The following is a 26,129-nucleotide window of genomic DNA, read 5'->3' as shown; positions in this document are numbered from 1 at the left end:
TCCCTCTGCCCTTCACGTTGCCGCTCCTCATCCACGAGGTAAGAGCCACGGCCCATTCGTCGACCTGACGGGCGTTGTGCTTCGTCGTCGATACAATTAATATTGCGAATCATTATCATTCAATGATTCCGATTGCAGGCACGCCAACTCCCCGGCCGACCTGGCACGCGCGGAACCCATCTTAAGGACTACCCATGCGATACCACGTCGGCCTAGCGGCCCTTGGTCTGGTCGCGGTGTGCGCGCACGCCCAGGCCGGCCCGATCGAAGCCCCCGTCTCCACGCTGCAATCGGTCGACGTGCATGGCAATAAGGACAAGGGTTACATCGGCCACACGGTGGGTGTGGGTGCGTTTCGCGATCAATCGATCATGGATGTGCCGGCCACCATTAACGTAGCGACCCGCGACCTGCTCGATGCCCAGGCCGACGTCAGCCTCTACGATGTATTGCGCAATACCGCCGGGGTGACCAAGCAACAGCTCAGCGGCGAAGTGTTCGACAACCTGGCCATGCGCGGCATCACGCTCGATAACCGCAGCAATTACCGACTCAACGGTTCGCTGCCGCTGCTCAACCTCACCGAGCTGCCACTGGAAGACAAAGAGCGCGTGGAGGTACTCAAGGGCGTATCGGCGCTTTACTACGGCTATACCGCACCCGGTGGCGTGGTGAACATGGTGACCAAGCGCGCCGGCAACCAACCGATCACCGCACTCGGCCTGAGCGTCGACAACAACGGCGGCACCATCGGCCAGCTCGACGTCGGCCGCCGTTTTGGCGATCGCCAGCAATACGGGGCACGCATCAACGTAGCCGGCGGCAGTTTGCCATCGCCGGTTGACGGTATCGATGGCGACAAGCGCATGGCCAGCGCGGCGCTGGACTGGCGGGTCAATGAACGCCTGAATCTGCGCGCCGATCTGGAGTATTTCCACAAGAAGATCGGCGAGCAAAGTGTGATTACCCAGCCTGCCGCGAAGAACGGAAGTATCACGCTGCCGCGCATGCCCGACCCCAGCAAGCGGTTGTCGCCCGAGTGGGCCGACTTTGCCGCGCACGGCCATAACGTGTTGCTGCATGCCGATTACGCTTTGAGCGAACGCTGGCTGGCCACACTCGAAGCCGGTCGCGCCGACGTCACTCGCGATCGCCGCGCCTTCACCGAGATCAAAAACTACAACCCGCTCACTGGCCAGGGCACGCTTAGCGGTAACCGCCAGAGTGACGCCAGTTGGAACAATCAGAATCTGCGTGCCGAGCTGTTCGGCAGCTTCGCCACCGGATCGGTCGGGCACGAGTTGACCCTGGGCGCGGCACAGACCAAGTCGAACCAGGACCAGACCGTGACAGGTCAATTCACCGGCACGCAAAATCTCTATGCCCCGATGACCGTGCCATGGCTACCGATCAGCAAGACCACGGTTACGCCTGCGCTGAACGCGGTGGATCGCGGCATCTATGTAACCGACCGGCTGAGTTTTTCAGAGCACTGGCAGTCGATACTCGGCGCGCGCTACACCCGCTATACCAGCGACCAGGGCAGCAATCACTACAAGGCGAGCAAGACCACGCCGCTGGCCGCGCTGATCTACAAATTCAATCCGCGGCTGATGGCCTACGCCTCGTATGCCACCGGCATCGAGCAGGGAGACCGCGCGCCGAATACCGCGAGCAACGTCAACGAAGCGCTACCACCCACGATCAGTAAACAAAAAGAGCTTGGTATGCGCTGGCAGCCCAGCGACCGACTGCTGCTCTCCGGCGCGGTATTCGATATCGACCGCGCGGCAAGCTACGTCAATGACAACAACCTGTTTGTGCAAAGTGGTCGGCTACGTTATCGCGGCATCGAACTGAGCGCGCAGGGCCAGTTGTCTCAGGCATGGTCGCTGCAACTCTCCACGCAGTACCTGCAAGCACGCTTCCACGACATCAATGCCGCGCTGGAAGACAAAACCTCGGAAAACACCCCCGCCGTTACCGCCAGCTTGTTCGCCGAATACGCCGTGCCGGCCATCCCCGGCCTCGCGCTCAATGGCGGCCTCTATTTCACCGGCCGGCGCCCGCTGAACAACGCCAATCAGGGATACATCGACCACTACACCTTGACCGGACTGGGCGCTCGCTACGCCACGAATATGTTCGGCAAGCGCGTGCTGTGGCAGCTCAATGTCGAGAACGCGACTGACAAACGCTACTGGGCAGCGACCGGCAACAACCGGCTGGCGATGGGGTTGCCGCGTACGACCAAGCTGACCATGAAGATCGACCTGTGAGGCATAGCGTGATGACTGCAAGAAAATCTCTCGTGCGCCACCTGATCGCCGTGACTTTGTGCTGCCTATGGTTCGCTTCGGCACAAGCCGCTACCAGCTCCGGTAAAAACGTCTTACTGGTCGTGCGCAAGGACGGTAAGAGCCTGGCCTATGACCAGAAGATCGAACAGCATCTGACGGCGCGTGGTTTTACCGTCACCTTGTATGACCAGTACCTGCCCGCCGCCAAGGCCAAGGATTTCGATCTCGTCGTACTCTCGTCCACCGTGCGCTCACGCGACTTGCTGGGCGCGTATCGCGATACGCCCACACCCATGGTGACCTGGGAAAGCGATCTGCTTGACGATATGGGCATGAGCGGCAAGCGCCCGGATACCGATTTCGGCAAGGCCGACAAGCAACACGCGCTCTGGCTGGTAAACGCACCGCATGCGCTGGCCGCCGGATTGCCGGCGGGCATCGTCAATGTGTACGTCAAGAACGCGCCGATGAACTGGGGCAAGCCGGGGCTCGGCGCGAGCATCATCGCCACGCTGGCAGGCGAGCCCGAAAAGGTCGCCATCTTCGGTTATGAAAAAGGCGCCACCATGGATTACGAGTCGCTGGCGCCGGCCCGGCGGGTGATGTTTTTCCTCGACAACGAAACGTTCGACAATCTCACGCCCGAAGGCTACCGGCTGTTTGACGCGGCGGTGGATTGGGCTATCCGATAATCCCGCATTACCTGATCCATCACCCAACTGGTGCGCATGCCGCTCTCGGCCGTCGAAGGGCAGGCACCCGCCTGTCCGGTCAGTTCGGCCACGATGGTTTCGATCAACGGCTGCTGGATATGCAGCGGGTTGTCGATTTTGAACTCGCTCACACCTGCCGCATTCTCCACACGGATCGGTCCATTGCCGAAGGTGGCGAACGATATGCGCCCGCGCGTGCCGATGACATCAATGCTGTCGTGGTGCGTAGCGCTGTCGAAATTCCACAACCCGGTGCCAAGCATGCCGTTGCCGAAAGCGAACGACATCGCCACGGTGTCCTCGACCGGATACGCCTTGAGCTGGTTGCTGGCGTGACCGCTGGCGGAAACGATCGGGCCGAATAGCCAGTCGAGGATGTCCAGGGTGTGGCAACCGATATCCATAAAGATGCCGCCACCGGAGATCTCCGGCTGCACATGCCAGGGCAGATTTTTTGGATCGTGATAGCGCGGATGGTGAGGCTCATACAGCACCGTGTTAACGATGCGCGGCGTGCCGATCGCATGCTCATCGAACAACAGCTCACGCACCTTGCGAAAACGCGGCAACATGCGCCGGTAATAGGCGACAAACACCGGCACGCCAGCCGCGCGCCCCGCCTGCACGATCTGCGCGCATTCGGCGGCATCCATCGCCATCGGCTTTTCCACATACACCGGTTTGCCGGCCGCGATACACATCAACGCATACTGTTTGTGCGTGGAGGGCGGCGTGGCAACGTAAACAGCATTCACCTGCGGATCGGCGATCAGCGCGGCGGCATCGTCATACCAGTTCGGCACCCCGTGGCGCTGTGCGTAGTCGCGCGCCTTGGCGCCATCGCGACGCATCACCGCAACCAGGGACGAATGCGGCGCCTTGCTGAAGCCCGGCCCGCTCTTGACCTCGGTCACTGCGCCACAGCCGATAATGCCCCAGCGAATGGCTTGCACTGATTCCATCGGAGTTGCGGTCATGTGGTCTTGAACTCCTGGCGAATGAATTGCTGATGGTAGGCGTGATAGACGTCTACTTCGGGATGACGCGCACGTTCGGCCAGGTGCGCCTGTAACGCGGCACGCACCTTGGCATCGAGAGTGTCCAGATAATCGCTGGTGAATTGTGTGTGATCGAGCACACCGAAGTGGCAGGTCGGTGGGTGCAGGGTCGAGTGGAAACCCAAATGGATGGTGATGCGACGTTCGCCCAGCACGCCGGCGTAGCCACGATGCACGGTGTAGTTGTTGTAGAACACCGCCTCGCCCGGTTGCAGCACGATTTGCCGCCCCTCGTTCAACTCGCCGGCATCGACCGGCGCCATCTTTTCGGTATCGCCGAAGATCGCCCGCTCTTGCGCATTCAAGGGCCGGCGATGGCTGCCCGGCACAATCCATAGACATGGATCGCGCGTCAGCGGCACGTTCACTTGCACGTAGTTGAAATGGTAGCTGTCGCTAAACCAGGCTTGGTCGATCTGCTCGTCCGGCACCTGCATCACATCGCGATGCCAGCCTTGACGATAATCGATGCCGGCCTCGCCGTAGAACAGCGAGGCGCCGTCGATCACCAGCCCTTCGCCAAGCAGGTCGCTGCCGATAGCGAGAATGGCTTCGTTGCAGATGATGTCTTGCAACCCCCGCACGTCTTTACCTGGCTGCAGAAATTGCAGATTGCTCATTCGCTGGGCATCGGCGCGTTCGCGGCGCGAAGCGTCTACGGCCGCTATGTAACGAGCAACGCTGGCAGCGTCGAGTACTTTGCGAATCAGATAGCCCTGTTCGCGGAAAGCCGCGCGTTCGGCAGGCGTCAGCGCGGTTGTCACCATCTCGTTGGCATGCGTCATGGTAAAGCCATCCCCTGCGGATCCTGTGGGCGCAGCAATAGACGCGTATCGTCGCCAAGCTGACGTCGATCGAGCGTATGCAACTGCCAGCGTGCCGCCATATCCGCCAATGGCGGCAAGCACAGCAGCGGCCGTGCACCATCGCCTAACAGCAGCGGCGCTATATAGAGCAATAGTTCATCGACCAGCCCCGCCGCGAACAGCGCGCCGCAAAGCGTGGGGCCGGCTTCCACATGCACCTCATTGCAACCGCGCTCGGCCAGCATGGCAAGTACCGCATGCAGATCGAGTGCACCATCCTGCTCTGCCACGGCCACACATTCGACCGCGGCGAAGCGTGAGTCATCCCGATTTGCTGTCGGCGCGTGCAGCAGCAAGGTCGGAGCGGCGCCGTCCAGGACATGGCTACCTGACGGCGTCCGTAGCTGACGATCGAGCACCACCCGCAGTGGAGCGACAAAGCCATCGCCAACAAGACGCACGGTCAAGCGCGGGTTATCCGCCAGCACCGTGCCGCTGCCGCTCAAAATCGCCGAACTACGCGCCCGCCAGCGCTGCACATCTTCACGCGCTGCCTCGCCGGTGATCCACTTCGATTCGCCATTCGCCAAAGCGGTACGGCCATCCAAACTCATCGCCAGCTTTACCCGCAGCCAGGGCCGGCCACGCTCGATTCGGCTGAAGAAACCGATATTGAGTTCGCGCGCCGCCTCGCGCATCAGGCCGGTGTCTACGCTGATGCCGGCGGCACGCAGCTTTTCAATGCCACGCCCGGCCACTTGCGGAAAAGGGTCTTCGGCGGCGATCACCACGCGGGCCACACCTGCTGCGACCAGTGCATCGGCGCATGGCGGCGTGCGACCGTGGTGCGCGCAAGGCTCAAGCGTCACATACGCGGTGGCGCCCTGCGCACGGGTACCGGCCTCGCGCAAGGCAAACACTTCGGCATGCGGCTCACCGGCGCGCTGATGCCAGCCGATACCGACAACATCACTACCGTGAGCAATGACGCAACCGACTCGCGGATTGGGCTGGGTGGTGTAGCGACCATGCTCAGCCAGGCGCAAAGCGTGCGCCATATGGGCGTGATCGAGCGAGGTGAAGGGCGATGAGGGCATAGGCATGCGAGTTATTGTCGCACTACAGGGCTAAGAGCCTGTTCAAAACCTTTAGCTTTTCTTGCCGCGCCGGCCGCCGCCCTCGCCCAGCAAGGACAACTGCAGATGCTCCAGCCCCGGCAGATCGCGTTCCAGCTTCTCGATCTCTTCGCGGAATGCCTGCACATCCTCGAACTTGCGATAAACCGAGGCAAAGCGCACATAGGCCACTTGATCGAGCTTTTTCAATTCACGCATCACCAGCTCGCCGACCTGCCGCGAAGGCACTTCACGCTCACCGCTCTTGCGCAGGTCGTTGATGATGGTGCGTACCGCCGCATCCACCGCATCGGAGGTAACCGGCCGCTTCTGCAGCGCGCGCTCGAAACTCACCCGCAGCTTGCGCTCGTCGAAGGTTTCGCGCCGCTCGCCGCTCTTGACCAGCGTCGGCAACTTCAGCTCGGCGGTCTCGAACGTATTGAAGCGCTCGCTGCACTGCGGACACTCGCGACGACGGCGCACGGTGGCGCCGTCTTCGGCAAGCCGCGAGTCGATCACGCGAGTGTCTTCGTGCTGGCAGAAGGGGCAGTGCATCTATAGCGGGGAACGGGGAACAGGGAACAGGGAACTGTTTGTCGCAAGCTTGTTACTCAGCGCTTTTCTCAGTGTCTGTAGTTGACGAGCCAGAGAGTGCATGGCGTTCAGTAGCGCCGCTGCGTCGCTGCTGGAGACATAGCCGAGACGCTCTGCAAGCAGAGTCTGTGTTTCTACTTCGGCCAACGATCCAGCAGACATGGACAAAAACCTCAAATAGTCGCGGGTGGAGCTACGCGCATTGCCTTCTGCGATGCAAGAGGCGATAGAAACCACCGCGCGCCGTAACTGTGCAGTCAAACCAAAACGCTCATCTACGGGCAATTGCCGAGTCATCGCATATATCGACTCCGCCAATGCCATGGCATCCTGCCACACCCGCAATTCCCGATAGTCTGAAATCACCGGAACCTCCATGTTCCCCGTTCCCCGTTCCCCGTTCCCGAATCAACCGTAGACCGGAAACTTCCTGCACTGCGCCGTGACGCTCTCGCGGACCTTGGCGATAACCGCATCGTCGCCCGGTGCGTCAAGCACATCGCAGATCCAGTGGGTCAGTTCGATCACATCGGCTTCTTTATAGCCGCGAGTGGTAACCGCCGGGGTACCGACGCGCAGGCCGGAAGTCACAAAAGGCGAGCGCGGGTCGTTCGGCACGGCGTTCTTGTTGACGGTGATGTGCGCCTTGCCGAGTGCGGCTTCGGCGTCTTTACCGGTGACATCGCGACCGATCATGTCGACCAGCATCAGATGATTCTCCGTACCGCCGGAGACGACCTTGTAGCCTCGTTCGATCAAGGTCTTGGCCATGGCCTTGGCGTTTTTCACGACCTGCTGCTGATAGGTCTTGAACTCGGGCTCCAACGCTTCTTTGAACGCGACTGCCTTGGCCGCGATCACGTGCATCAACGGACCACCCTGGATCCCCGGAAAGACGATCGATTGCAGTTTCTTCTCGTGCTCTTCGCTCAGGCCGGCAGCGACAATGAAGCCGCCACGCGGGCCGCGCAGCGTCTTGTGCGTGGTGGAGGTGACGACATGGGCGTGCGGTACCGGATTCGGGTACACGCCAGCGGCGATCAAGCCGGCAACGTGGGCCATATCGACAAACAGATAGGCACCGATCTTGTCGGCAATGGCACGGAAGCGCGCCCAGTCCATCACCTGCGAATAGGCGCTGAAACCGGCGACGATCATCTTCGGCTTATGCTCGACGGCGAGGCGCTCTACCTCGTCGTAATCGACCAGGCCTTGCTCGTTGACGCCGTACTGCACCGCTTGAAACAGCTTGCCGGAAATATTGACCTTGGCGCCGTGAGTCAGGTGGCCGCCATGGGCCAGGCTCATGCCCAGAATTGTGTCGCCCGGATTGAGCAAGGCGAAATACACCGCCTGGTTGGCCTGCGAGCCGGAATGCGGCTGCACGTTGGCATACGTTGCGCCAAACAACTGCTTGAGGCGCTCGATCGCCAGCTTCTCGGCGACGTCCACATACTCGCAACCGCCGTAGTAGCGCTTGCCCGGATAACCTTCGGCGTATTTGTTGGTCAGCACCGAGCCCTGGGCTTCCATCACGCGGGGGCTGGTGTAGTTCTCCGAGGCGATCAACTCGACATGGTCTTCTTGGCGACGGGCTTCGTCGGCAATGGCCTTGGCCAGTTCGTCGTCGTAGCCGGCGATCGTATCGTTCTTCGGGAACATCCTGACCTCTGTGAGTGGCAAGCGGGGAAGACCCGAAAGTGTAGCTCCCATGGGCATTTGCGGCCACTATCGCGCCGCCGGGCCTGGCCCCGGCCGATAAACCATACGAAGCAGCCTGAACAGCCCTCATGGCGCAAACCGAGCCCGGCACACGGCTGACCGGACACCTGGGCAGCGGCGCGCCTGCCTGAGCGTCACCGGCAGGTACCAACAAGCCGCTATAATGACGGGTTTTATACCCACGCCCTGTGCATGGCCTGCCCTTTTGAGACAGCGCTGTGCACGTCTTCGGAGGCTGCATGAGCTCGCAATACATTTACACCATGAACGGGGTGAGCAAGATCGTCCCCCCGAAGCGTCAAATCATCAAAGATATCTCGCTCAGCTTCTTTCCCGGCGCCAAGATCGGCCTGTTGGGCGTAAACGGCGCGGGTAAATCCACCGTGCTGAAGATCATGGCTGGCGTGGACACCGATTTTCAGGGTGAAGCCCGCGCCCAGCCCGGCATCAAAATCGGCTACCTCGCGCAGGAGCCGCAGCTCGATCCCGAAAAGACCGTGCGTGAAGCGGTCGAAGAAGGCGTCGCCAACGTGCTCGATGCGCAAAAGCGTCTCGAAGAGGTCTATGCGGCCTATGCCGAAGAAGGCGCCGACTTCGACAAGCTGGCGAAAGAGCAGGAGCAGCTCGAAGGCATCCTGGCGGTGAACGACGCGCATGCGCTGGAGCGCCAGTTGGAAGTCGCCGCCGACGCGCTGCGCCTGCCGCCGTGGGAGGCCAAGATCGGACCGTTGTCCGGTGGCGAGAAGCGCCGCGTGGCGCTGTGCCGCCTGCTGCTATCCAAGCCCGACATGCTGCTGCTCGACGAACCGACCAACCATTTGGACGCCGAGTCGGTCGATTGGCTGGAGCAGTTCCTGCAGAGCTACCCCGGCACCGTCGTGGCCGTGACCCATGACCGCTACTTCCTCGACAACGCCGCCGAATGGATTCTCGAACTCGACCGCGGCCGTGGCATTCCTTGGAAGGGCAACTACACCGAATGGCTGGAACAGAAAGGCGAGCGCCTGGCCCGCGAAGAAGCCGCCGAAAAGGGGCGTCAAAAAGCCCTCGCACGCGAGCTGGAGTGGGTGCGCTCGGCGGCCAAGGGTCGTCAGTCGAAAGGCAAGGCGCGTATCAACCGCTTTGAAGAACTGAACTCGGTCGAATACCAGAAGCGCAACGAGACCAACGAACTCTATATTCCGCCGGGCGAGCGCCTGGGCCAGGAAGTGATCGAGTTCGTCAACGTCAGCAAATCATTTGGTGACCGCCTGCTGATCGACGATTTGTCGTTCAAGGTGCCGCCGGGCGCCATCGTCGGCGTGATCGGCCCGAACGGTGCGGGTAAATCCACCCTGTTCAAGCTCATCATCGGCCAGGAAACGCCGGACAAGGGCGAGGTCAAGCGCGGCCATACCGTGCAGTTGGCCTATGTCGATCAGTCGCGCGACGCCCTCGATCCGAAAAAGAACGTGTGGCAGGAGGTCTCCGACGGCGCCGACATCATCACCATCGGCCGCTACGAGTTGCAGTCGCGTGCCTATATCGGCCGCTTCAACTTCAAGGGCACCGACCAGCAGAAGCTCGTCGGCAGCCTGTCCGGTGGTGAGCGCGGCCGCCTGCACTTGGCCAAGACCCTGATGCAGGGCGGCAACGTGCTGCTGCTCGACGAACCGTCCAACGATCTGGACGTGGAAACCTTGCGCGCCCTGGAAGACGCCATGCTGGAATTCCCCGGCTGCGCCATGGTGATCTCGCATGACCGCTGGTTCCTCGACCGCATCGCCACCCACATCCTGGCGTTCGAAGGCGACTCGCACGTCGAGTTCTTCCCCGGTAACTACAACGAATACGAAGCCGACAAAAAGCGCCGTCTCGGTGATGAAGGTGCGCGTCCGCATCGCGTGAAGTACAAGAAGTTGGTGTAAGGCTCGGGCCCCTTTGGCTTGGGGCAAAACGCACGACCCCCTCCCCTGCTCGCAGGGGAGGGTTGGGGAGGGGTCAACCCGCCTCACCCCGCACGACTGAAACTCAAGGAGCCCCCGATGCACTTCATGCAAGCACTACAACAAGCATGGACCCGCAACCACTCGCTGGTCTGCGTCGGCCTCGATCCCGAACCCACGAAATTTCCCGCCGAATTCCACGACAGGCCCGATGCCGTCTTTGAATTCTGCCGCGCCATCATCGACGCCACCGCCGACCTGGCCTGCGCCTTCAAACCGCAAATCGCCCACTTCGCCGCGCTGCGTGCCGAAGACACGCTCGAGCGCCTGATCGCGCATATCCATGCCAAACATCCCGGCATCCCGGTGATCCTCGACTCCAAGCGCGGCGACATCGGCAGCACCGCGCAGCACTACGTGAGCGAAGCATTCGATCGTTACGGCGCCGATGCAGTCACCATCAACCCTTATATGGGCCGCGATTCGGCGCAGCCGTTCCTGGACCGTGCCGACAAAGGCGTGATCCTGCTCTGCCACACCTCCAACCCAGGTGCGGCCGATCTGCAGGATCTCGACGTCGGCGGCAAGCCGCTTTATCAACACGTCGCGCAAATCATCGCGCGCGACTGGAACACCCATGGCAACTGCGCCCTGGTCACTGGCGCCACCTGGCCAGAGCAACTTGCCGAAGTGCGTGCCTTGATTGGCGATATGCCCCTGCTGGTTCCGGGCGTCGGTGCGCAAGGCGGCGATGTCGAAGCCGTGCTGCGCCACGGCCGCAGCGCCAACGGCACCGGCTTGATGATTAATTCCTCACGCGCGATTCTCTACGCCAGCAACGGCGAAGACTTCGCCCAAGCGGCACGAACCGCCACGCAAGCATTGCGCGACACGATTAATCGCTACCGCTGAACAAAGGCCGGGCAGGCGTGAGTCTGTCGTCGATCCCGCCCTGCAAAAAATGCAGCCGCGACTCGTGCGATAGTCGCAAGCATGGTTACCTCTAGCAAAAACGACGATGCGTTCAGCCCCGTACGCCGCCGGCTGTTGCAAGCCGCCGGCCTGACCCTCGCCGCTGCCGCCTGCCCGCTGCGGTTAGCCGCAAGCGAAACCACGCCCGCGCCGCGCTCCCGCCTGATCCTGCTCGGCACCGCTGGTGGACCGACGCCGAAGCCTAATCGCGCCGCCCCTGCGCAAGCGATCGTCGTCGATGGCGTGATCTATGTGATCGACTGCGGCAATGGCGTGGCCCGGCAGATGGTGCTTGCCGGGCTCAAGCTCGATGCCATCCGCAATGTCTTCATCACCCATCAGCACTCCGACCACAATGCCGACTACGGCAATCTGCTGTGGCTGGCCTGGGCCGCCACTTTGAAAACCCGCGTGGACACCTGGGGGCCGCCGCCGTTGAAAGAAATGACACGGCTTTTCCTGGCGATGAACGACAGCGATATCCAAACGCGCATGGCCGACGAAGGCCGCCCGCCGCTGGCGCCGCTGATCGTGCCGCATGAACTGACCACGGCCGGCGTTGTAATGCATGACGAGCGCGTGAAAGTCACAGCGGCCCTCGTACAGCATCCACCGGTCGTGCCGTCTTTTGCTTATCGCTTTGATTGCCCCGACCGCAGCATCGTTATCTCCGGCGACACCCGCCCGTCCGACAACTTGATCGAGCTGGCGCGCAACGCCGATGTACTGGTACACGAAGTGATGTACATGCCCGCGCTGGATCGATTGATCGCCAGCGAGCCTGATGCCAAGCGCCTGCGCGAACACCTGTTGGCCAGCCATACCACCGCCGAACAGGTGGGCCGCATCGCTACGGCGGCAGGCGTGAAAACGCTGGTGTTATCGCATTTTGTGCCTGGCGGTGTGCCGGCGGTTAGTGATGAGGCGTGGCGTGAAGCGGTCAGCCCACACTTCAAGGGCAGGTTGGTTATTGGGCGTGATTTGTTGGAGTTGTGAGTGACTGTGGCAATCGTATTGGCCCGGCGTTGGGCATCGCTGCGCTCAGCCCAACCTACGCCCAACCTACCCGGCGAACGCCTTGACGATGTAGTCGGTGTCGCGCCGTAGCAGGGTTTCGTTGAAACCCAGTTCCAGCTTTCCTGCTTCGATATCCTGGGTGAGGATATTCGCTTTATGCAGACGTTCTTTCAGGCCGGCCTGCTTATCGGCGGCGATCTGCAAAAAGTGAATATTGGTGCCGTGTTCCACGCGCTGAATCGTGAATCCTTCGACTGCCGATAATTTTTCAAGCAGTCGATCGCCTGCTGCGCGAACACGCGCGAAGCGCTGTTCAAAACCGTCGAGCGCACCCAGCGCCAATAGCGCAGGCTCCCAACCGTGATAGATCGTGCCGCCGAAAAGGTGACGGGTCTCGCGCGCCTTGGCAATCGTCGCCTTGGTACCAGCGAGAATCGCGCCATAGGGTGCGCCCAGATATTTGTACAGCGACACGTAGACGGTATCGAACAAGGCGCTGTATTTGCTGATGGAAAAACCCTCTGCCCCACTATTGAGCAGGAGACGGGCGCCATCCAGATGCATACCGATGCCTTTGGACCGCGCCAGCGCGGAGATCTTCGATACCAGCTCGTAAGGCACCATGGCGCCATCGGCACGACGCACCGGACTCTCCAGCGAAATAGCCCCCACCGACAGTGGATAGGCCCCCTTTTCGGTAAGCGTGACGGCCGCTTCGACTTCCTCGAAACTCGGTGAAGCCCGGCCCGGCGCCAACGGCAACAGATTGATATTGCTAAGCGTCGTTATCGCGTCGCTCTCATCTCGATAAACATGGCTTTCCTGTTGCACCAGCGCCCGTCGATGCTCGCCGCACAACAAGCGCAAGGCCACTTGATTGGCCAAGGTGCCGGTCGGCATAAATGCAGCATCTTCTTTACCCAACAAGGTGGCAAAGCGCTGTTCGAGGTCACCGACCGCACCACCCTTCAAATACGCATCGCTGGTTTTATCGCGCTGATCTAAAAGCTGATCGACTCTGGCGATGATGTCCCGGTTGTAGCGCGGCATGTAATCGCCGGCCAGCACCACCGCATCGTTGATGTGATCGGGATCCTGCGGGCTCTTGGGTGCGGCGTAGGCAACCGGTGCAAACAAGGTCGCCCCCGACAACAGACCCGTGGCAGCACCGGCCGAGAGAGATGAGCGAAGAAAGTCGCGACGATCCATGGTTATCGGTCCGTGCATGACAAAGCGGCGGTGGGCCGATCATAGCGACGTGCGACCTATCGGCTATCGGTCAAAGGTCACGGTAGGCCGGCACGGGAAAAGAACCTCCGCGCAACCACCGCTCGGCCGGCGTAGACAGCCAACGCTCCATCGCCGCACCGAGCAACCAACACAACGGCAACACCGGCAAGTACCAGAGAAACCCGTAAGCGACATCGCCGCCGGCGGCTTTGTAAGCACGCACTACCGCGAACACGACAAACATATGGATGAGGTAGATCTCGTAGCTCAAGCGGCCCCATGCACGCAGCCAGCCGAAGCCCGGCAGTAGCTTGGTCATGCCCAGCAGTGAACGTTGGTCGCACGCGATAAGCAGGCATAGCGCCGAGAAGGTCAGCACCAGCATGCAGCCCTCGCCCAGCCATGGCCATAGCAGACCTTCGAAAAGAAATACGGCGATAAGGCCGCAGACACCGACCCACTGGAATGCGTGGATCGCCCAGCGCGGCGCACGCCAATGCGCCACCAGCAAGGCGCCAAGTACGCCGGTGGCAATGGCGGCCATGCCGGGGAGATAAGCCTTTTCTTGCCAGATCTCATTGGCTTCCAAGGCGGCGCGCGTCCATGGCAAGGTCAGCGCAAAGGCCAACAGCAAGGGCGCCAGCACCCAACTGCGCCGAGTCAACAAGCACACCAGAGGAAAGCCGAGGTAGAACACTTCTTCGATCGACAACGACCACAGCACATCCCAACCACCGGGCAGATAACCGGTCATGCCTTCGTACCAATTCAAATGCAGGCCGAGCGCGGCGAAGATGGCACGCGGCAGGCTTTGACCATCTCGATTGATGACATAGTCGCCGACGCCGAGCAGGTGCATCACGCTGAGCGTCGCGACGATGGCCAGCAGGCACGGCACGATGCGGGCGAAACGGCGTGCGTAGAACGCGCGCATATCGATTTGGTCGAGACTGCCCCAGCGGCGCAATGCGTTGCCCGTGATAAGAAAGCCAGAGATCACGAAGAATATGAAAACGGCTTCGTAGCCGTTGTAGTTCAACGCACCGAGTAAACGTGCAGGCAAGAATTCAGCAAGCACGCTTTTTTTCAGCGGGATGCGTAAGCCCGTGTGGTGCAGCACCACCAGCAGAATGGACAGGCCGCGCAGCAGATCGATACCTGGATTGCGGGCAATGGCTCTCGTGTGCGTCGTCTGCATGGCGGACTTACTTTTGTACGAAGCGGCGATCATCGACGTAGCGTTGTGGGGTGACAAGCGCCATGAGGCATGCCGGCTGCAAAATGATTCAGCGGAGAAGAAGGGCTTGCCATCAGCCAAGTCGATCCACCACGAAGTCGACAAAGCTGCGCAGCTTCGCCGTCGGCCGCACCTCGCTACGCCGCACCAGATGGATAAGGCGTGTGGACAGATGCCAATCCGACAGCAACTGCACCAGTTGGCCGGCGGCGATAGCCGGCGCCAGCAGCACATCGGCCTGCACGACCACGCCGATATGGCTCAAGGCCGCCGTAAGCAAAGCCTGGCCGTTGTTACATACGAAGGCACCACCTACCAATACAGACACCTGCTGTTCGTCGCGGGTGAAACGCCAATGGTGGTCGCGTCCCCATGGCATAAAGCCCAGGCAGTTGTGGCGTTCCAGATCGGTCGGATACGTGGGCAGGCCATGAACCTGTAGATAGGCCGGGCTGGCGACCGCAAACATCTGTGACGAACGCAGTGGCCGGGCGATCAGTTGATCGTCGCGCAGCGGGCCGGAACGGATAGCCACATCAAAGCCTTCTTCATGCAGATCCACCACGCGATCATTGAGGCTCAACTCGATCTGCACAGCCGGGTACATGGACATATATTCGCCGATGACCGGTACCAGCCGATGCGCACCCCAGCTCACCGGCGCCGTCACGCGCAGGGTGCCCTGGGGTACCGCGCGCAGCGCTTCGGCGACCTGTTCGGCAGCCTGCACGCTGCTCAGCACATCGCGGCAGCGCTCCAGGTAAGCAGCACCGATTTCAGTAAGGCTATGCCGCCGAGTGGTGCGGTCGAGCAGGCGTGCGCCTAGCCGTTGCTCCAACGCCCGCACATGGTTAGCCACCATCGTCGCGGAAAGTCCGAACTCGTCGGCCACGGCGGTAAAGCTGCCTTTTTCGACCACACGGGTGAAGACAGCCATGCTGGTCAACCGATCCATTACAAAGTCCTGGTGTGGAGTGAAGAAATTTTAGCCATATTTATTAGCCCTACGGCGGAATGGACCATAGCGTCATCGCAACCGCCGGGAAGAAGAACGATGAAGATGAAGAGCTTTGGGTATCGCGCTGCGCTGTTTGCCGTGCTGGCGTGTAGCCAAGGGATGGCCGCCGCTGCGGCCATAGGGCCAGCTACGCGCGCGCTGCCGTCCGACTGGTATCCAGAAAGTCTTGCCGCAGGGCCTGACGGTTCGCTCTATATCGGCAGTTGGCGGCAAGGTGCCGTGGCCCGTCTGCGGCCGCAGGCGGAGCAGCCAGAGATCTTGGTTACCCCAGGGTCTAATGGCCTGGCCAATGGTCAGGGCGTATTGGTCGATGCGAAGCGCAAGCTGCTATGGGTTTGCTCAGGCACGATCGGCTTCACCACGGTGCCGATGACCCCTAGCGCGCTGAAGAGTTACGACCTTGCCAGTGGCGCACCGCGCGGCAGCTATCCCATGCCGGACAAGGGCTATTGCAATGATCTTGCCCAGGACAGCCACGGTAATTTGTACGTCACTGATTCACTGAACCCGCGCGTGCTGCGCCTCGCACCCGACGACAAGGCGCTACATATCTGGAAACAAGACCCGGCCTTCAACGCCGGCAAGGAGGGCTATAACCTCAATGGCATCGCGATCGATCGCGATCAACATGTTTACGTAAGCCTGGTAACGGCGGCGGCGCAACTGTTGCGCATCGACGTGCAAGCCAATGGCGATGCCGCCGCCGTGACGCAAATCGATATGCCACGGATGTTGAAAAATGCCGATGCCATTCGCATGGGCGAGCCCGATCGGCAAGGGCGTGCGCGGCTGGTGATTTTCGAGAGCAATGCGTTCGGCCATGACGGGCCGTATGGCGGACAAATTTCAGTAGCCAGCCTGGATGGCAACCGCGCCGCCACGTTGCAGACGATCGTCAGCGGCCTCAATGACCCTTCGTCGGGAGTGATCGTCGGCCGTCGGGTGTACTACATCGAATCGAAGTACAGCCTGCTGTTCAAATCCAAAGACGACGCCCATATTCCGCGCGGTGTGCCGTTCGATGTGCAGTCGGCAGAGTTGCCGGAGTGAAGGCTACCCCCCTCCCAGCCTCCCCCTGCCAGCAGGGGGATGAGTTCAAGCCTGCCTCATTCGGCCCCTCCGTGCGACCGAAGGGAGTCCCCTTTTCGGGACTTGCAGGAGAGGGTTGGGGAGGGGTGCAGCCCAACGCAGCAAACAAAACCACCGCTTTACTGTCTAGCAGCAGCCGGCAAGTCGGCGATCATATGTTTCGCCAGCGCCTCGTAATCACCGTCGAAATGGTGATCGCCTTCTTTCGCAACGACCTGTATCCACGCCGGCAGTGACTTCTCCGCGCATACGGTGTCATCGCCCTCGTCTTTGCCGTAATAGCAAACCACCGGCGGGTGACCTTGCAGGGCAAGCAGCGGCGGCAGGGCGTCGGAGTGCTTCACCGGGTTGAGCCACTGGAACAGCATCTGCGTGTTGGTTTTCCACCAGCCCTCACGCATATAGCCTTCCATTTCAATCTCGAAGTTCACGTCTTTGGTCGGCGACAGCAGCACGACTTGAGCGAGATGGGCGCGATTGTCGGGGCTTAGTTTGTTGATGATCGAGGGCAGCACATCGGCACCGAACGAGAAACCGATCAGCCATACGCGCTGCTTGCCCCACTGAGCCCGATACTGGGTCATCAGCGCATCGAGGTCGGCGGCAGATTCGTCGGCGGACCGGTCACGCCAGAAGTACGCCAGGGCGCTCACGCCAAGCACGGGAATGCCATGGTTGGTCAACGCGCCGCCAAGCTGCTGATCCAGATCGCGCCAACCGCCATCGCCGGAGTAGACGATGGCAAGCACATCGTCTTGCCCGACAGGCGGGGCCACGCCGGTTTTTGCCGGTATGACGGTAAGGGATTCCTGCATGCTGGCGTGGTGCCATGGTCGCCATATCGCCAGGCCGACCACGATGACAACGACGAGCAGCAACAAAATTTTCTTCATGACTCGTTTCATCGACGCACCATGCCTGATAAACCGCCCGAGATCAGGCTGGCTACGTTAGCCAGCGCCATCGGCAAAGCGATGTTGGTGGGCACCGCCAGATAGCGCGATTCCCATTCGGGATCGAACTTATCTTTGTAGCGATACAGCCCACGGAAATTGTAGAAACGCTCGCCGCGACCAAACACCATCGCGCCGAAACGACTCCATAGTGTGGCCGTGCGCCGACTGTGCAAACCCGACAAAGGCGCCATGCCGAGATTGAACCAGCGATAGCCTTCTTGCCTGGCCCACAGCATCAACTGCACGAACAGATAATCCATGATGCCCGCATTGCCGTCCGGCATATGTCGCATCAGGTCGAGCGAGGCTTCTTCTTTGCTGTCGGTGAGAAACAGGTTGGCGAAGGCCACCGGCTCGTCGCCCTGCCACACCACGGCCATCGGCGTGCGGCATAGATAGTGCGGGTCGAAGGTGCCTAGGGAGAAGCCTTTTTCACGCACTTTCTTGTCGCGCATCCACGCATCCGAAATCGGCTTGAGTCGCGGCAGCAAATCCGCCACGGCTTCGACCGGTACGATCTCCAGCCGCAGACCATCGCGAGTGAGTTTGTTGACCGTGTTGCGCAGTACCTTTTTCGACTTGCCGTCGAGATTGAAGCCATCCAGGCGCACCCGCGCCTCTTCGCCGAGCTTGAGCAAATTCATGCCTACTTCGAGATACAGATCGAGATCTTCCGGACGCACTTGATAGAACAACGGCCAACCACCGGCGCGCTCGCATTGTTCGCGGAAGGTCCATACCAGTTCGCGACGTGCCTCATCGGATTCACCGACCGGGTCACCCATCGCCACCCAGCTACGGCCTTCGATGTCGTACATGATGAAGGCTCGTTCCTCGGGGTCGAACAGCAAGGTCTTGTCACCGGTCAAGGCAAGATGTGCTTGTGCGGAGGAGTAGTGCTTGATAAGCGGCAAAGCCTTGACCAACTCGGCCTCGGTCGGCAGGTGTATCCGCGGCCGCGCCGGACGCATCAAGTGCGCCAGCGCGAACAGCAAGCCGGCAGCCGTCGCGCCTACCAGGGCACGTAGCGCACGCGGCGCACCGCCATGGTAGAAGCTGAACTCCCACCACAGGTTGCGGCTGTACTCGACGTGCTTGTAACTGAACATCACCAGCCAGCCGGCGCATCCCAGCACCGCGAGAATGGCAACGACCCAACGCACCGAGAAACTGGTGTCGAACAGCGAGGCACGGCGATAAAACAACTGATGCGCCGGCGCCAAACCCAGCGCCAGGATCGATAGCAGCATCGCTTCTTCGTAGTCGATGCCTTTAAGCAGCGACAACACCGCGCCGACCACCAGCAGCACCAGGGTCAGCACATAGGCGGCATCCAGCCGACGCAACAGGCCACGCGCAAGAATCAGCAACAGCATGCCGACCACGCTGCTCAAGAAATGCGAGACCTCCACCACCGACAGCGGCAATACGCCACGCAGAATATCCATGCGGCTGTGCAATGCCGAGGTGGCGCCGGAAAACAGCAACACGGCGCCGGAAACCAGGGTGAGCACGGCGAAAAACGGCGGCAACAAATTGGTGAACCAGGGCGCGAGCAGGGCCTTGCTGCGCAAGCCGCGCACTTCACGCACCACTACCAGCAACGTGGCGGCCAGCAGCGGCAAGAAGTAATAGATCAGACGATACGCGGCCAGCGCGCCGAGGATGGGCGCTTCCAGGCCTTCGTTGCCGGTGGCGCCGAAGCCAGCCAGCATCACCGCTTCGAATACACCCAGGCCGCCCGGCACGTGGCTGATTAAACCGGCGATTTGCGCCAGCGCGAAAATCGCCAGGAAGTGGCCGAAGCCGGTATCCACTTCGTTGGGCATCAACAGATACAGCACGGTGGCGGCCAAGCCCCAATCCACCGCACCGGTCACGACCTGACGTGCCGCGCTGGCCGTGCTCGGCATGCTTAAGCGCCAGCGCCACACCCGCAGCGGACGCGGCATCAGGCGATTGCCGAAAAGCCATAGCAACGGAATCAGCGTAAGCAGCACCGCCACCGGCAAGCGCAGTTGCGCCAGCGGCAAGGTCAATGGCACCGGCACCAGCAAGAGGGTGACGCCGGTCAACGCGGACAGGCCCAGCCAGAAACTGACCGTGCAATGCAGCACCACCTTGGCCACCTCGGCGGTGGACAGGCCAGCCTGAATATAAAAGCGATAGCGGATAGAGCCAGAGATCAGCAGCGCCATGCCCAGCGCGTTGCTGAAGGCGTAGCTGATAAATGAGATCAGGCTGACTTGAGCCCGCGGCAAGCGCCGGCCGATGGCCGCCAGGCCGAACCAGTCATAGAGGGTCATCACGCCGTAGCTCAACGCCGTAAGCAATACGGCCAGGGCGATGCGCCAATCTTCCAGGCCATGCACGTAGCGAGCGACCTGGCGATAACTCACATCGCTGCCCAGATTGCGCAGCGCCCACAGCGCCAGGCACAGCATGACCAGCGACAACATGGGCCCGGCGAGTCGGCGTAACCAAACCGCGCCCCGACTTGGAGCGATCAAGGTATCTATCGGCCCGGCATCTACTGGATCCGGATTCGGGGCCCCTGTCCCTGTTTGTTCCACCACGCGCCAACAACCTCCATGATATGAATCAGTGCGTTGCGCGTCGCCAGCTCATCACCGGCAGCGCCTTCGCTATCAAACACCGCCCGCCTGAAAACGGCATCCACAACATAAGGGGTCAGGTCGCGGATGCGCGGCAGTCGGTAAGCATAGCCGGTCGTAACGGTATTAGGCCTCTTTCCCCCACCGGCAGTCAGCTCCCTCCCCTGCTCGTCCCGGCAAAGGGACTCCCTCCGGGTCACGGGCAGTAATGGGAAAGGGTTCAGCCTCATCGCAAGGCGTCCCCCTCCCGACTTCCCCCTGTTAACAGGGGGAGGAGCAACGAAGCTCGTCCGGTTAACGCGCCGGGACAACATCCCCCGCCCGCCCCAGGCGAGTGATCCAAGCATAGAGAACGATCATGACAGCCGCGAATGCGATGCCACCGATCCAGATGGCTGCCGTGGCAAAGCCATCGCCGACCAGGCCCAGCGGCGCCGCCTTGCCGGAGAACACCACCAGCGCCGCCAACAGCACGCCGATGATGCTCTCGCCGACGATCATGCCAGAGGCCAGCAATACGCCCAGTTGCTTGACGGCCTCGGGCTTGGCGGTGCGATCCGCGCGCTTGTCGAAATACCAGCCGACGAAGGCGCCCACGACGATCATCAAGGTGGTCGAGGTCGGCAGGTAGATACCCAGGCCCACCGCCAAGGGCGGCAGGCGCACCGACTTGCTGGTACGCGAAAACACTTCGTCCAGCGCGATGATTACCGCCCCGACCAACGCGCCGATGCCGATCAGGTTCCAATCGAGATTGCCCTGGATCACGCCCTGGGCCAATGCGGAAATCAATGCCGCCTGAGGGGCCGGCAACGCGCGTGCCGGGTCTGCACCGGCCACACCGGCAAAGCCATAAGCGTGATTGAGCAGATCGAGCGTGGGCGGAATGATTGCCGCACCCACCACCACACCGACGATCAAGGCGACCTGCTGCCGCCACGGTGTCGCATCGACCAACTGGCCGGTTTTCAGATCCTGCAGATTGTTATTGGCGATGGTCGCGACAGCGAACACCACGGCAGTGGCGAACAGTGCGAACGCCACCAGCGCCTTGCCGGCATCGGCAGGCAGCAGGGGCTTCACCCCGACCACCAGCAACAGGGCCGCGCCGATCACCACCAGGATGCCCACGCCGGAGAGCGGGCTGTTCGACGAGCCGATCAGGCCCGCCATATAGCCGCACACGGCAGAGACGAAAAAGCTCATCAACACGATATAGATCAAGCCACCGGCGACCAACAGCACCACGTGATCGCCCAAGTGAGCGGTGATACTGAAGTCAGCGAGCAGCCAGGCGATCGGCACCAGGCAAACCAGCGTGATGATGCCGACCAGGCCGATCGGAATATCGCGTTCGGTGCGCGGCAAGGTATGCGCCGCACCGGCAGCACGCACACGCGACGCGGCCATGGCCGAGGTCAGGCCGCTGACCACTGGCTTGACCAGTTTCGCCAAGGTCCAGATGGCTGCGATGCCGATGGTGCCGGCACCGAGAAAACGCACCTTATGGCTCCACGTGGCCTGCGCCACATCGGCCGCCACACCGGCCAATGGATTGAGCCAGGAGTAATACGGCACCGCACCGCCCCAGGCGATGAAGAAACCGACCAGCAGCGCCACACCGACCCACAGGCCCACCAGGTGACCGACGGCGAACAGGGCAAACGAGAGATTGAAGTCGTAGCCGCTGACGCTGCCTTTGCTGCCCACACGGAAATACTGCGCCACATCGCTGGCGAATACCTGGGTGGCAACTACCACGGCGAACAAGGCCGAGGTGATCGAACCCCAGACGACGGCAAGCAGTCCGGCGCGACTGCTTTCCACGCCAGCGGCCAGCTCCTCGGCGGTGCAGTTGGGGTCGACTTCGCCGCCACCGACCTTGAGCACCTCGGCACAGGCGACGCCTTCGGGGTACGGCAGATCGGAGTTGGTCACCAGCGCACGGCGCAGGGGGATCGAATACATCACGCCGAGAATGCCGCCGAGCGCGCAGATACCGAACGAAACCCAATACGGAAACCCGTTCCACCAGCCGATCATGATGAGGCCGGGCAACACGAAGATGATCGAAGACAAGGTGCCTGCCGCCGAGGCGACGGTCTGCACGATATTGTTTTCTTGAACCGTGACGCCCTTGAACTGCCGCAGGATCGCCATCGAGATCACCGCCGCCGGAATCGACGTGGCGAACGTGAGGCCCGCCTTGAGCCCAAAAAACACATTGGCGGCGGTGAACACCAAGGTGATGACAACGCCCAGAATCAGGCCACGGAGGGTTAGCTCTTTGCGCGACTCGGCGCTGGTCGAAAGGTTCGCACTCACAAAAGCACATCCTGCATGGCTGGTTCCTGGCGGCTAAGACAAGCGCCTAGGATAGCGTGCCGATAGGCGTACCGAGTCTGGCGGTGCAGCACGAACGCCCTCGGCCGGGGACAGGCCCCGAACTGGATCGTGTAAGAGCCCGTTCAAAGCCACGCCAGACTCAATGCCTGCAACCCGGCCTATAACCCCGGATACTCATCCCTGGCGCAACTCTCGCCCAGCCAATGACGAGCATGTTCGCGTGCCAGCTCCGGGTTTAGCAGGTAAGTCGCCGCGCGCTCGGCCAGCAGTCGCCAGCGCAAACTCTCTTCGCGTAACTGGTTTTGGTGATCGAACAGCACGCGCGCCGACTGAGTGCCGGTCCAGGCATCGGTCCCTTGCATGACATCGCGCAACGCCTGTTCGGCTAGCCAGGCCGCCGCCGATTGCGCCAGGGCATTGGTGCGAATAGCGCGTAAGCGCGATTCGCCAAAACGAGCCAAGCCGTCGTCGCCTGCCGCCACCGCGGCATTGCCTTGCAGGTCGTTGAGCAATTGATCGAGCTGAGTGATCGGATAATCGATATCGCCCAGCTCGGCAGTTTCTTCGGCGTATTCGCCGTTAAGCTGGGGTGTCGACGGTTGCAGCCCTGTCTTGTTACCTTCCATGTGCCTCTCCATGTGTCACCACGTGTATCGTCGTAAACGAATGCACTGCCCGGAAATACAATCACAAATTGTCGGAACATACAATCCGTGATTGCATATCCAGGCAGACGAATACATAACAATACCGACTCTTGTTTCCAGCACCGCCGACTAAAGGAATGTCGCGCGCGGCGTACGAACGGAGTCGCTCTTGGCATCATCCCAACACGAGTTTTCACAGCGTCTGCACATCTCGCTTGATCTGGCGGGCGTGGGAAAACGCGGCCGCACTGGGCATGTCGCCGCACGCTTCGATGTTTCTGACGAAACCGCACGCAAATGGCTCGGCGGCCTGTGCCTGCCGACCCTGAGCCGCATGCTGGATTTAGCCCACCGCCTCGGCGTGAGTTTCGAGTGGCTGGCTACTGGACGCGGCACACCTACTGAGTACGGCAAAGTGCAAGATGTCGCGGCGCTCTACCATATCGAGAGTCGCGAGCAGTCCCGTTTGATCGGCTTGATCGGCAACCTGCCGCGAGAGCAGCGTAAAGCCATGCTGCTCTTGCTCGAACATCTGGCTGAAAGAGACTAACTCTAAGAGCCTGTTCAAAGGCTCCCCGTGGCCCGCGCCGGGAAGCCGTTGAACAGGCTCTTACAACGAGTGCAAGCAGCCGGCTGCCGCCCTCACTTGTCAACTCATCCATCCGGTAGCCTATCCGCTCCCAGAGAACCTGTTTACGATCGCTGAGCAGCTCGCGTCGAGTTGCTTGAGAAGTCTTGAACAGGCTCTAACACCACAACGGATACGCCACATGCATGCGAACGAACAAGCGCTGAAACGCGGCCTTGGGGAACGTCATATCCGCTTGATGGCCTTAGGCTCGGCCATTGGCGTAGGCCTTTTCCTGGGCTCGGCCAATGCGATCAAATTGGCCGGCCCGGCGATCCTGCTGTCGTACATCTTGGGCGGCGCGGCGATCTTCATCATCATGCGCGCGCTCGGGGAAATGGCGGTACACAACCCGGTCGCCGGCTCTTTCAGCCGCTACGCACAGGATTATCTCGGCCCGCTGGCAGGCTATCTCACCGGCTGGAACTACTGGTTCATGTGGCTGGTGACATGTGTTGCCGAAATTACCGCGGTCGGTATTTATATGAGCGTCTGGTTTCCAGACGTGCCGCAGTGGATCTGGGCATTGGCGGCGATGGCCGCGATGGGCGCGGTCAACCTGGCAGCGGTGCGCGCCTATGGCGAATTCGAGTTCTGGTTCGCGATGATAAAGGTCGTCACCATCGTGCTGATGATTGTCGGCGGCGCCGGCATGATCGTGTTCGGCCTGGGCAATCATGGAACCCCAACCGGCATCAGCAACCTGTGGACGCACGGCGGCCTTTTCCCCAACGGTGCGCGCGGCATGCTGATGGCGCTGCAGATGGTGATGTTCGCCTACCTCGGGGTGGAGATGGTCGGCCTGACCGCGGGCGAAGCGGCCAATCCAAACAAATCGATTCCCCAGGCGATCAACTCCGTGTTCTGGCGCATTCTGATTTTCTATGTCGGCGCCTTGTTCGTAATCATGTCGATTTACCCATGGAACGAACTGGGAACGCATGGCAGTCCGTTTGTCATGACCTTCGAAAGGCTAGGCATCAAATCGGCAGCCGGCATCATCAACTTCGTCGTGCTGACGGCGGCGCTGTCTTCTTGCAACGGCGGCATCTACAGCACGGGCCGCATGCTCTACAACCTCGCCCAGCAAGACCAGGCGCCGCGCGCCTTCGCCACGACATCGAAAGGCGGCGTACCCAGCCGCGCCGTGCTGGTATCGATCGTCGCCCTGCTACTTGGGGTACTGCTCAACTACCTGGTGCCGGAAAAAGTATTCGTCTGGGTAACGGCTATCTCGACCTTCGCGGCGATCTGGACCTGGGGAGTGATCCTGATCTCGCAGATGAAATTCCGCCGCAACCTGACGGCTGCCGAGCGCGATGGGCTGGTGTTCCGCATGCCGTTCTATCCCTACGGCTCATGGATTGCGCTGGCATTTCTGGTTTTGGTGATCGGCCTGATGGCCTACTTTCCCGATACGCGCGTTGCGTTGATCGTCGGCCCGCTGTGGCTGGTGCTGTTGACTGTGTTGTACCGCGTGTTAGGACTTGCTGCGCGCCCACAACCGGAAGCCAGCGCCTAGCCAACACCACCTCCCTTAGAACTTGTTCAAGGGAGGTGGTGCAGTTTTCACTCGTCCATGCCCGGATCCATGCCGGGAAACAGCACTTCAGTGTAGCCGAACTTGCTGAAATCGGTGATACGCGATGGATATAAGCGGCCGATCAGGTGATCGCATTCGTGCTGCACGACCCGCGCATGAAAGCCTTCGGCGGTGCGCTCGATACGCTCGCCCTTGGGGTCAATACCTTCGTAGCGAATCAGCGTGTAGCGATTCACCGCACCGCGCAAACCCGGCACCGACAGGCAGCCCTCCCAGCCTTCTTCCATGTCTTGCGACAAAGGCGTAATTACCGGATTGAGCAGAATCGTCTGCGGCACCGGCGGCGCGTCGGGATAGCGCTCGGAGCTATCGAAACCGAAAATCACCAATTGCAGGTCCACCCCGATCTGCGGCGCAGCCAGGCCCACGCCGCCGGCATCGTGCATGGTCTCGAACATGTCGGCGATCAGCGTATCCAGCTCCGCGCTACCGACCATGTTCGGCGGCACTAAGGGTGCGATGCGCAGCAAACGCGGATCGCCCATTTTCAAAATCTCGCGAATCATTGCGGTCTCGCTATCAGGAAACGTTGTGAAGT

22 protein-coding genes are annotated in these 26,129 nt (G+C 61.1%); 8 read left to right on the top strand and 14 right to left on the bottom strand.

The genetic code is table 11. From position 1 onward, the window contains the following. The first annotated feature begins 194 nt into the window (after positions 1–194). Complete coding sequence (locus DVJ77_RS05245) at positions 195–2,279, top strand: TonB-dependent siderophore receptor (protein ID WP_114844428.1); 2,085 nt, start codon at positions 195–197, stop codon at positions 2,277–2,279. 32 nt (positions 2,280–2,311) lie between these two features. Beyond that, complete coding sequence (locus DVJ77_RS05240) at positions 2,312–2,992, top strand: hypothetical protein (protein WP_225427827.1); 681 nt, start codon at positions 2,312–2,314, stop codon at positions 2,990–2,992. Here DVJ77_RS05240 and DVJ77_RS05235 read toward each other — a convergent pair. Genes DVJ77_RS05235 through glyA form a run of 6 tightly spaced genes read right to left on the bottom strand, consistent with a single transcriptional unit; the run spans position 2,950 to position 8,248 of the window. After that, on the bottom strand, positions 2,950–3,990 hold the full coding sequence (locus DVJ77_RS05235) for a Gfo/Idh/MocA family protein (protein WP_114844426.1): 1,041 nt from the start codon (positions 3,988–3,990) through the stop codon (positions 2,950–2,952). The genes DVJ77_RS05240 and DVJ77_RS05235 overlap by 43 nt on opposite strands. Next, a complete protein-coding gene (locus DVJ77_RS05230) occupies positions 3,987–4,856 on the bottom strand; it encodes a phytanoyl-CoA dioxygenase family protein (RefSeq protein WP_114844425.1) in 870 nt (289 codons plus the stop codon). The genes DVJ77_RS05235 and DVJ77_RS05230 overlap by 4 nt, the downstream gene beginning before the upstream one ends. Continuing rightward, positions 4,853–5,974 (bottom strand): bifunctional diaminohydroxyphosphoribosylaminopyrimidine deaminase/5-amino-6-(5-phosphoribosylamino)uracil reductase RibD, encoded by a 1,122-nt coding sequence (gene ribD, locus DVJ77_RS05225; RefSeq protein ID WP_263853816.1) that lies wholly within the window; start codon positions 5,972–5,974, stop codon positions 4,853–4,855. The genes DVJ77_RS05230 and ribD overlap by 4 nt, the downstream gene beginning before the upstream one ends. Before the next feature lie 51 nt (positions 5,975–6,025). Continuing rightward, complete coding sequence (gene nrdR / locus DVJ77_RS05220) at positions 6,026–6,547, bottom strand: transcriptional regulator NrdR (protein ID WP_114844424.1); 522 nt, start codon at positions 6,545–6,547, stop codon at positions 6,026–6,028. Beyond that, positions 6,548–6,952, bottom strand: coding sequence for a four helix bundle protein (locus DVJ77_RS05215; protein WP_225427826.1), 405 nt, complete (start codon positions 6,950–6,952; stop codon positions 6,548–6,550). 42 nt (positions 6,953–6,994) lie between these two features. Then, positions 6,995–8,248, bottom strand: coding sequence for a serine hydroxymethyltransferase (gene glyA / locus DVJ77_RS05210; RefSeq protein ID WP_114844422.1), 1,254 nt, complete (start codon positions 8,246–8,248; stop codon positions 6,995–6,997). A gap of 299 nt (positions 8,249–8,547) precedes the next feature. Here glyA and ettA point away from each other — a divergent pair, with 299 nt between their 5' ends. The 3 genes from ettA to DVJ77_RS05195 all read left to right on the top strand — a co-directional run bounded on the left by ettA (position 8,548) and on the right by DVJ77_RS05195 (position 12,201). Further along, on the top strand, positions 8,548–10,215 hold the full coding sequence (ettA, locus tag DVJ77_RS05205; RefSeq protein ID WP_114844421.1) for an energy-dependent translational throttle protein EttA: 1,668 nt from the start codon (positions 8,548–8,550) through the stop codon (positions 10,213–10,215). Between the two features lie 117 nt (positions 10,216–10,332). Then, positions 10,333–11,145 (top strand): orotidine-5'-phosphate decarboxylase, encoded by an 813-nt coding sequence (gene pyrF / locus DVJ77_RS05200; RefSeq protein ID WP_114844420.1) that lies wholly within the window; start codon positions 10,333–10,335, stop codon positions 11,143–11,145. Positions 11,146–11,226: 81 nt separating this feature from the next. Beyond that, positions 11,227–12,201, top strand: coding sequence for an MBL fold metallo-hydrolase (locus tag DVJ77_RS05195; protein WP_114844419.1), 975 nt, complete (start codon positions 11,227–11,229; stop codon positions 12,199–12,201). Positions 12,202–12,267: 66 nt separating this feature from the next. Here DVJ77_RS05195 and DVJ77_RS05190 read toward each other — a convergent pair whose 3' ends face one another. From DVJ77_RS05190 to DVJ77_RS05180, 3 genes are all read right to left on the bottom strand, one after another. Further along, complete coding sequence (locus DVJ77_RS05190) at positions 12,268–13,431, bottom strand: threonine aldolase family protein (RefSeq protein ID WP_114844418.1); 1,164 nt, start codon at positions 13,429–13,431, stop codon at positions 12,268–12,270. Between the two features lie 70 nt (positions 13,432–13,501). Then, entirely contained in the window at positions 13,502–14,650 is a 1,149-nt protein-coding gene (locus DVJ77_RS05185) for an acyltransferase family protein (RefSeq protein WP_114844726.1), read from the bottom strand. Positions 14,651–14,762: 112 nt separating this feature from the next. Then, positions 14,763–15,644: a LysR family transcriptional regulator gene (locus DVJ77_RS05180; RefSeq protein WP_114844417.1), complete on the bottom strand. Its 882-nt coding sequence runs from the start codon at positions 15,642–15,644 to the stop codon at positions 14,763–14,765. A 99-nt stretch (positions 15,645–15,743) separates the two neighbouring features. Here DVJ77_RS05180 and DVJ77_RS05175 point away from each other — a divergent pair, with 99 nt between their 5' ends. Continuing rightward, the gene (locus DVJ77_RS05175; protein ID WP_225427825.1) at positions 15,744–16,757 is read left to right on the top strand and encodes an SMP-30/gluconolactonase/LRE family protein; all 1,014 of its coding nucleotides are present in this window, start codon (positions 15,744–15,746) and stop codon (positions 16,755–16,757) included. Positions 16,758–16,915: 158 nt separating this feature from the next. Here DVJ77_RS05175 and DVJ77_RS05170 read toward each other — a convergent pair whose 3' ends face one another. The 4 genes from DVJ77_RS05170 to DVJ77_RS05150 form a co-directional block, all read right to left on the bottom strand. Further along, positions 16,916–17,689, bottom strand: coding sequence for an AcvB/VirJ family lysyl-phosphatidylglycerol hydrolase (locus tag DVJ77_RS05170; RefSeq protein ID WP_225427824.1), 774 nt, complete (start codon positions 17,687–17,689; stop codon positions 16,916–16,918). 8 nt (positions 17,690–17,697) lie between these two features. Beyond that, positions 17,698–20,262 (bottom strand): bifunctional lysylphosphatidylglycerol flippase/synthetase MprF, encoded by a 2,565-nt coding sequence (gene mprF, locus DVJ77_RS05165; RefSeq protein ID WP_263853810.1) that lies wholly within the window; start codon positions 20,260–20,262, stop codon positions 17,698–17,700. A gap of 399 nt (positions 20,263–20,661) precedes the next feature. After that, a complete protein-coding gene (locus DVJ77_RS05155; RefSeq protein ID WP_114844413.1) occupies positions 20,662–22,692 on the bottom strand; it encodes an OPT family oligopeptide transporter in 2,031 nt (676 codons plus the stop codon). Between the two features lie 179 nt (positions 22,693–22,871). Continuing rightward, complete coding sequence (locus DVJ77_RS05150) at positions 22,872–23,339, bottom strand: hypothetical protein (RefSeq protein WP_114844412.1); 468 nt, start codon at positions 23,337–23,339, stop codon at positions 22,872–22,874. Between the two features lie 190 nt (positions 23,340–23,529). On the opposite strand from DVJ77_RS05150, the gene DVJ77_RS05145 reads away from it, so the two are divergent. Together DVJ77_RS05145 and DVJ77_RS05140 are read left to right on the top strand one after the other, a co-directional pair. After that, positions 23,530–23,910, top strand: coding sequence for a DNA-binding protein (locus DVJ77_RS05145; protein WP_114844411.1), 381 nt, complete (start codon positions 23,530–23,532; stop codon positions 23,908–23,910). 220 nt (positions 23,911–24,130) lie between these two features. After that, positions 24,131–25,510, top strand: a complete 1,380-nt coding sequence (locus DVJ77_RS05140; RefSeq protein WP_162791373.1) for an amino acid permease — start codon at positions 24,131–24,133, stop codon at positions 25,508–25,510. 47 nt (positions 25,511–25,557) lie between these two features. Here the strand turns inward: DVJ77_RS05140 and def are convergent, their stop codons facing one another. Next, positions 25,558–26,097, bottom strand: coding sequence for a peptide deformylase (def, locus tag DVJ77_RS05135; protein ID WP_114844410.1), 540 nt, complete (start codon positions 26,095–26,097; stop codon positions 25,558–25,560). Positions 26,098–26,129: the final 32 nt, after the last annotated feature.

It is taken from the genome of Dyella tabacisoli (assembly GCF_003350925.1).
Lineage (GTDB): Bacteria > Pseudomonadota > Gammaproteobacteria > Xanthomonadales > Rhodanobacteraceae > Dyella_C > Dyella_C tabacisoli.
This window is presented reverse-complemented; position numbering and strand designations above follow the sequence as displayed.

Bases quoted from the DNA above. Each gene is read 5' to 3' on its own strand.
- DVJ77_RS05245 (WP_114844428.1), top strand. From the start codon at position 195: ATGCGATACCACGTCGGCCTAGCGGCCCTTGGTCTGGTCGCGGTGTGC.
- DVJ77_RS05235 (WP_114844426.1), bottom strand. From the start codon at position 3,990: ATGACCGCAACTCCGATGGAATCAGTGCAAGCCATTCGCTGGGGCATT.
- DVJ77_RS05230 (WP_114844425.1), bottom strand. From the start codon at position 4,856: ATGACGCATGCCAACGAGATGGTGACAACCGCGCTGACGCCTGCCGAA.
- ribD (WP_263853816.1), bottom strand. From the start codon at position 5,974: ATGCCCTCATCGCCCTTCACCTCGCTCGATCACGCCCATATGGCGCAC.
- nrdR (WP_114844424.1), bottom strand. From the start codon at position 6,547: ATGCACTGCCCCTTCTGCCAGCACGAAGACACTCGCGTGATCGACTCG.
- glyA (WP_114844422.1), bottom strand. From the start codon at position 8,248: ATGTTCCCGAAGAACGATACGATCGCCGGCTACGACGACGAACTGGCC.
- ettA (WP_114844421.1), top strand. From the start codon at position 8,548: ATGAGCTCGCAATACATTTACACCATGAACGGGGTGAGCAAGATCGTC.
- pyrF (WP_114844420.1), top strand. From the start codon at position 10,333: ATGCACTTCATGCAAGCACTACAACAAGCATGGACCCGCAACCACTCG.
- DVJ77_RS05195 (WP_114844419.1), top strand. From the start codon at position 11,227: ATGGTTACCTCTAGCAAAAACGACGATGCGTTCAGCCCCGTACGCCGC.
- DVJ77_RS05190 (WP_114844418.1), bottom strand. From the start codon at position 13,431: ATGGATCGTCGCGACTTTCTTCGCTCATCTCTCTCGGCCGGTGCTGCC.
- DVJ77_RS05185 (WP_114844726.1), bottom strand. From the start codon at position 14,650: ATGCAGACGACGCACACGAGAGCCATTGCCCGCAATCCAGGTATCGAT.
- DVJ77_RS05180 (WP_114844417.1), bottom strand. From the start codon at position 15,644: ATGGATCGGTTGACCAGCATGGCTGTCTTCACCCGTGTGGTCGAAAAA.
- DVJ77_RS05175 (WP_225427825.1), top strand. From the start codon at position 15,744: ATGAAGATGAAGAGCTTTGGGTATCGCGCTGCGCTGTTTGCCGTGCTG.
- DVJ77_RS05170 (WP_225427824.1), bottom strand. From the start codon at position 17,689: ATGAAGAAAATTTTGTTGCTGCTCGTCGTTGTCATCGTGGTCGGCCTG.
- DVJ77_RS05150 (WP_114844412.1), bottom strand. From the start codon at position 23,339: ATGGAAGGTAACAAGACAGGGCTGCAACCGTCGACACCCCAGCTTAAC.
- DVJ77_RS05140 (WP_162791373.1), top strand. From the start codon at position 24,131: ATGCATGCGAACGAACAAGCGCTGAAACGCGGCCTTGGGGAACGTCAT.
- def (WP_114844410.1), bottom strand. From the start codon at position 26,097: ATGATTCGCGAGATTTTGAAAATGGGCGATCCGCGTTTGCTGCGCATC.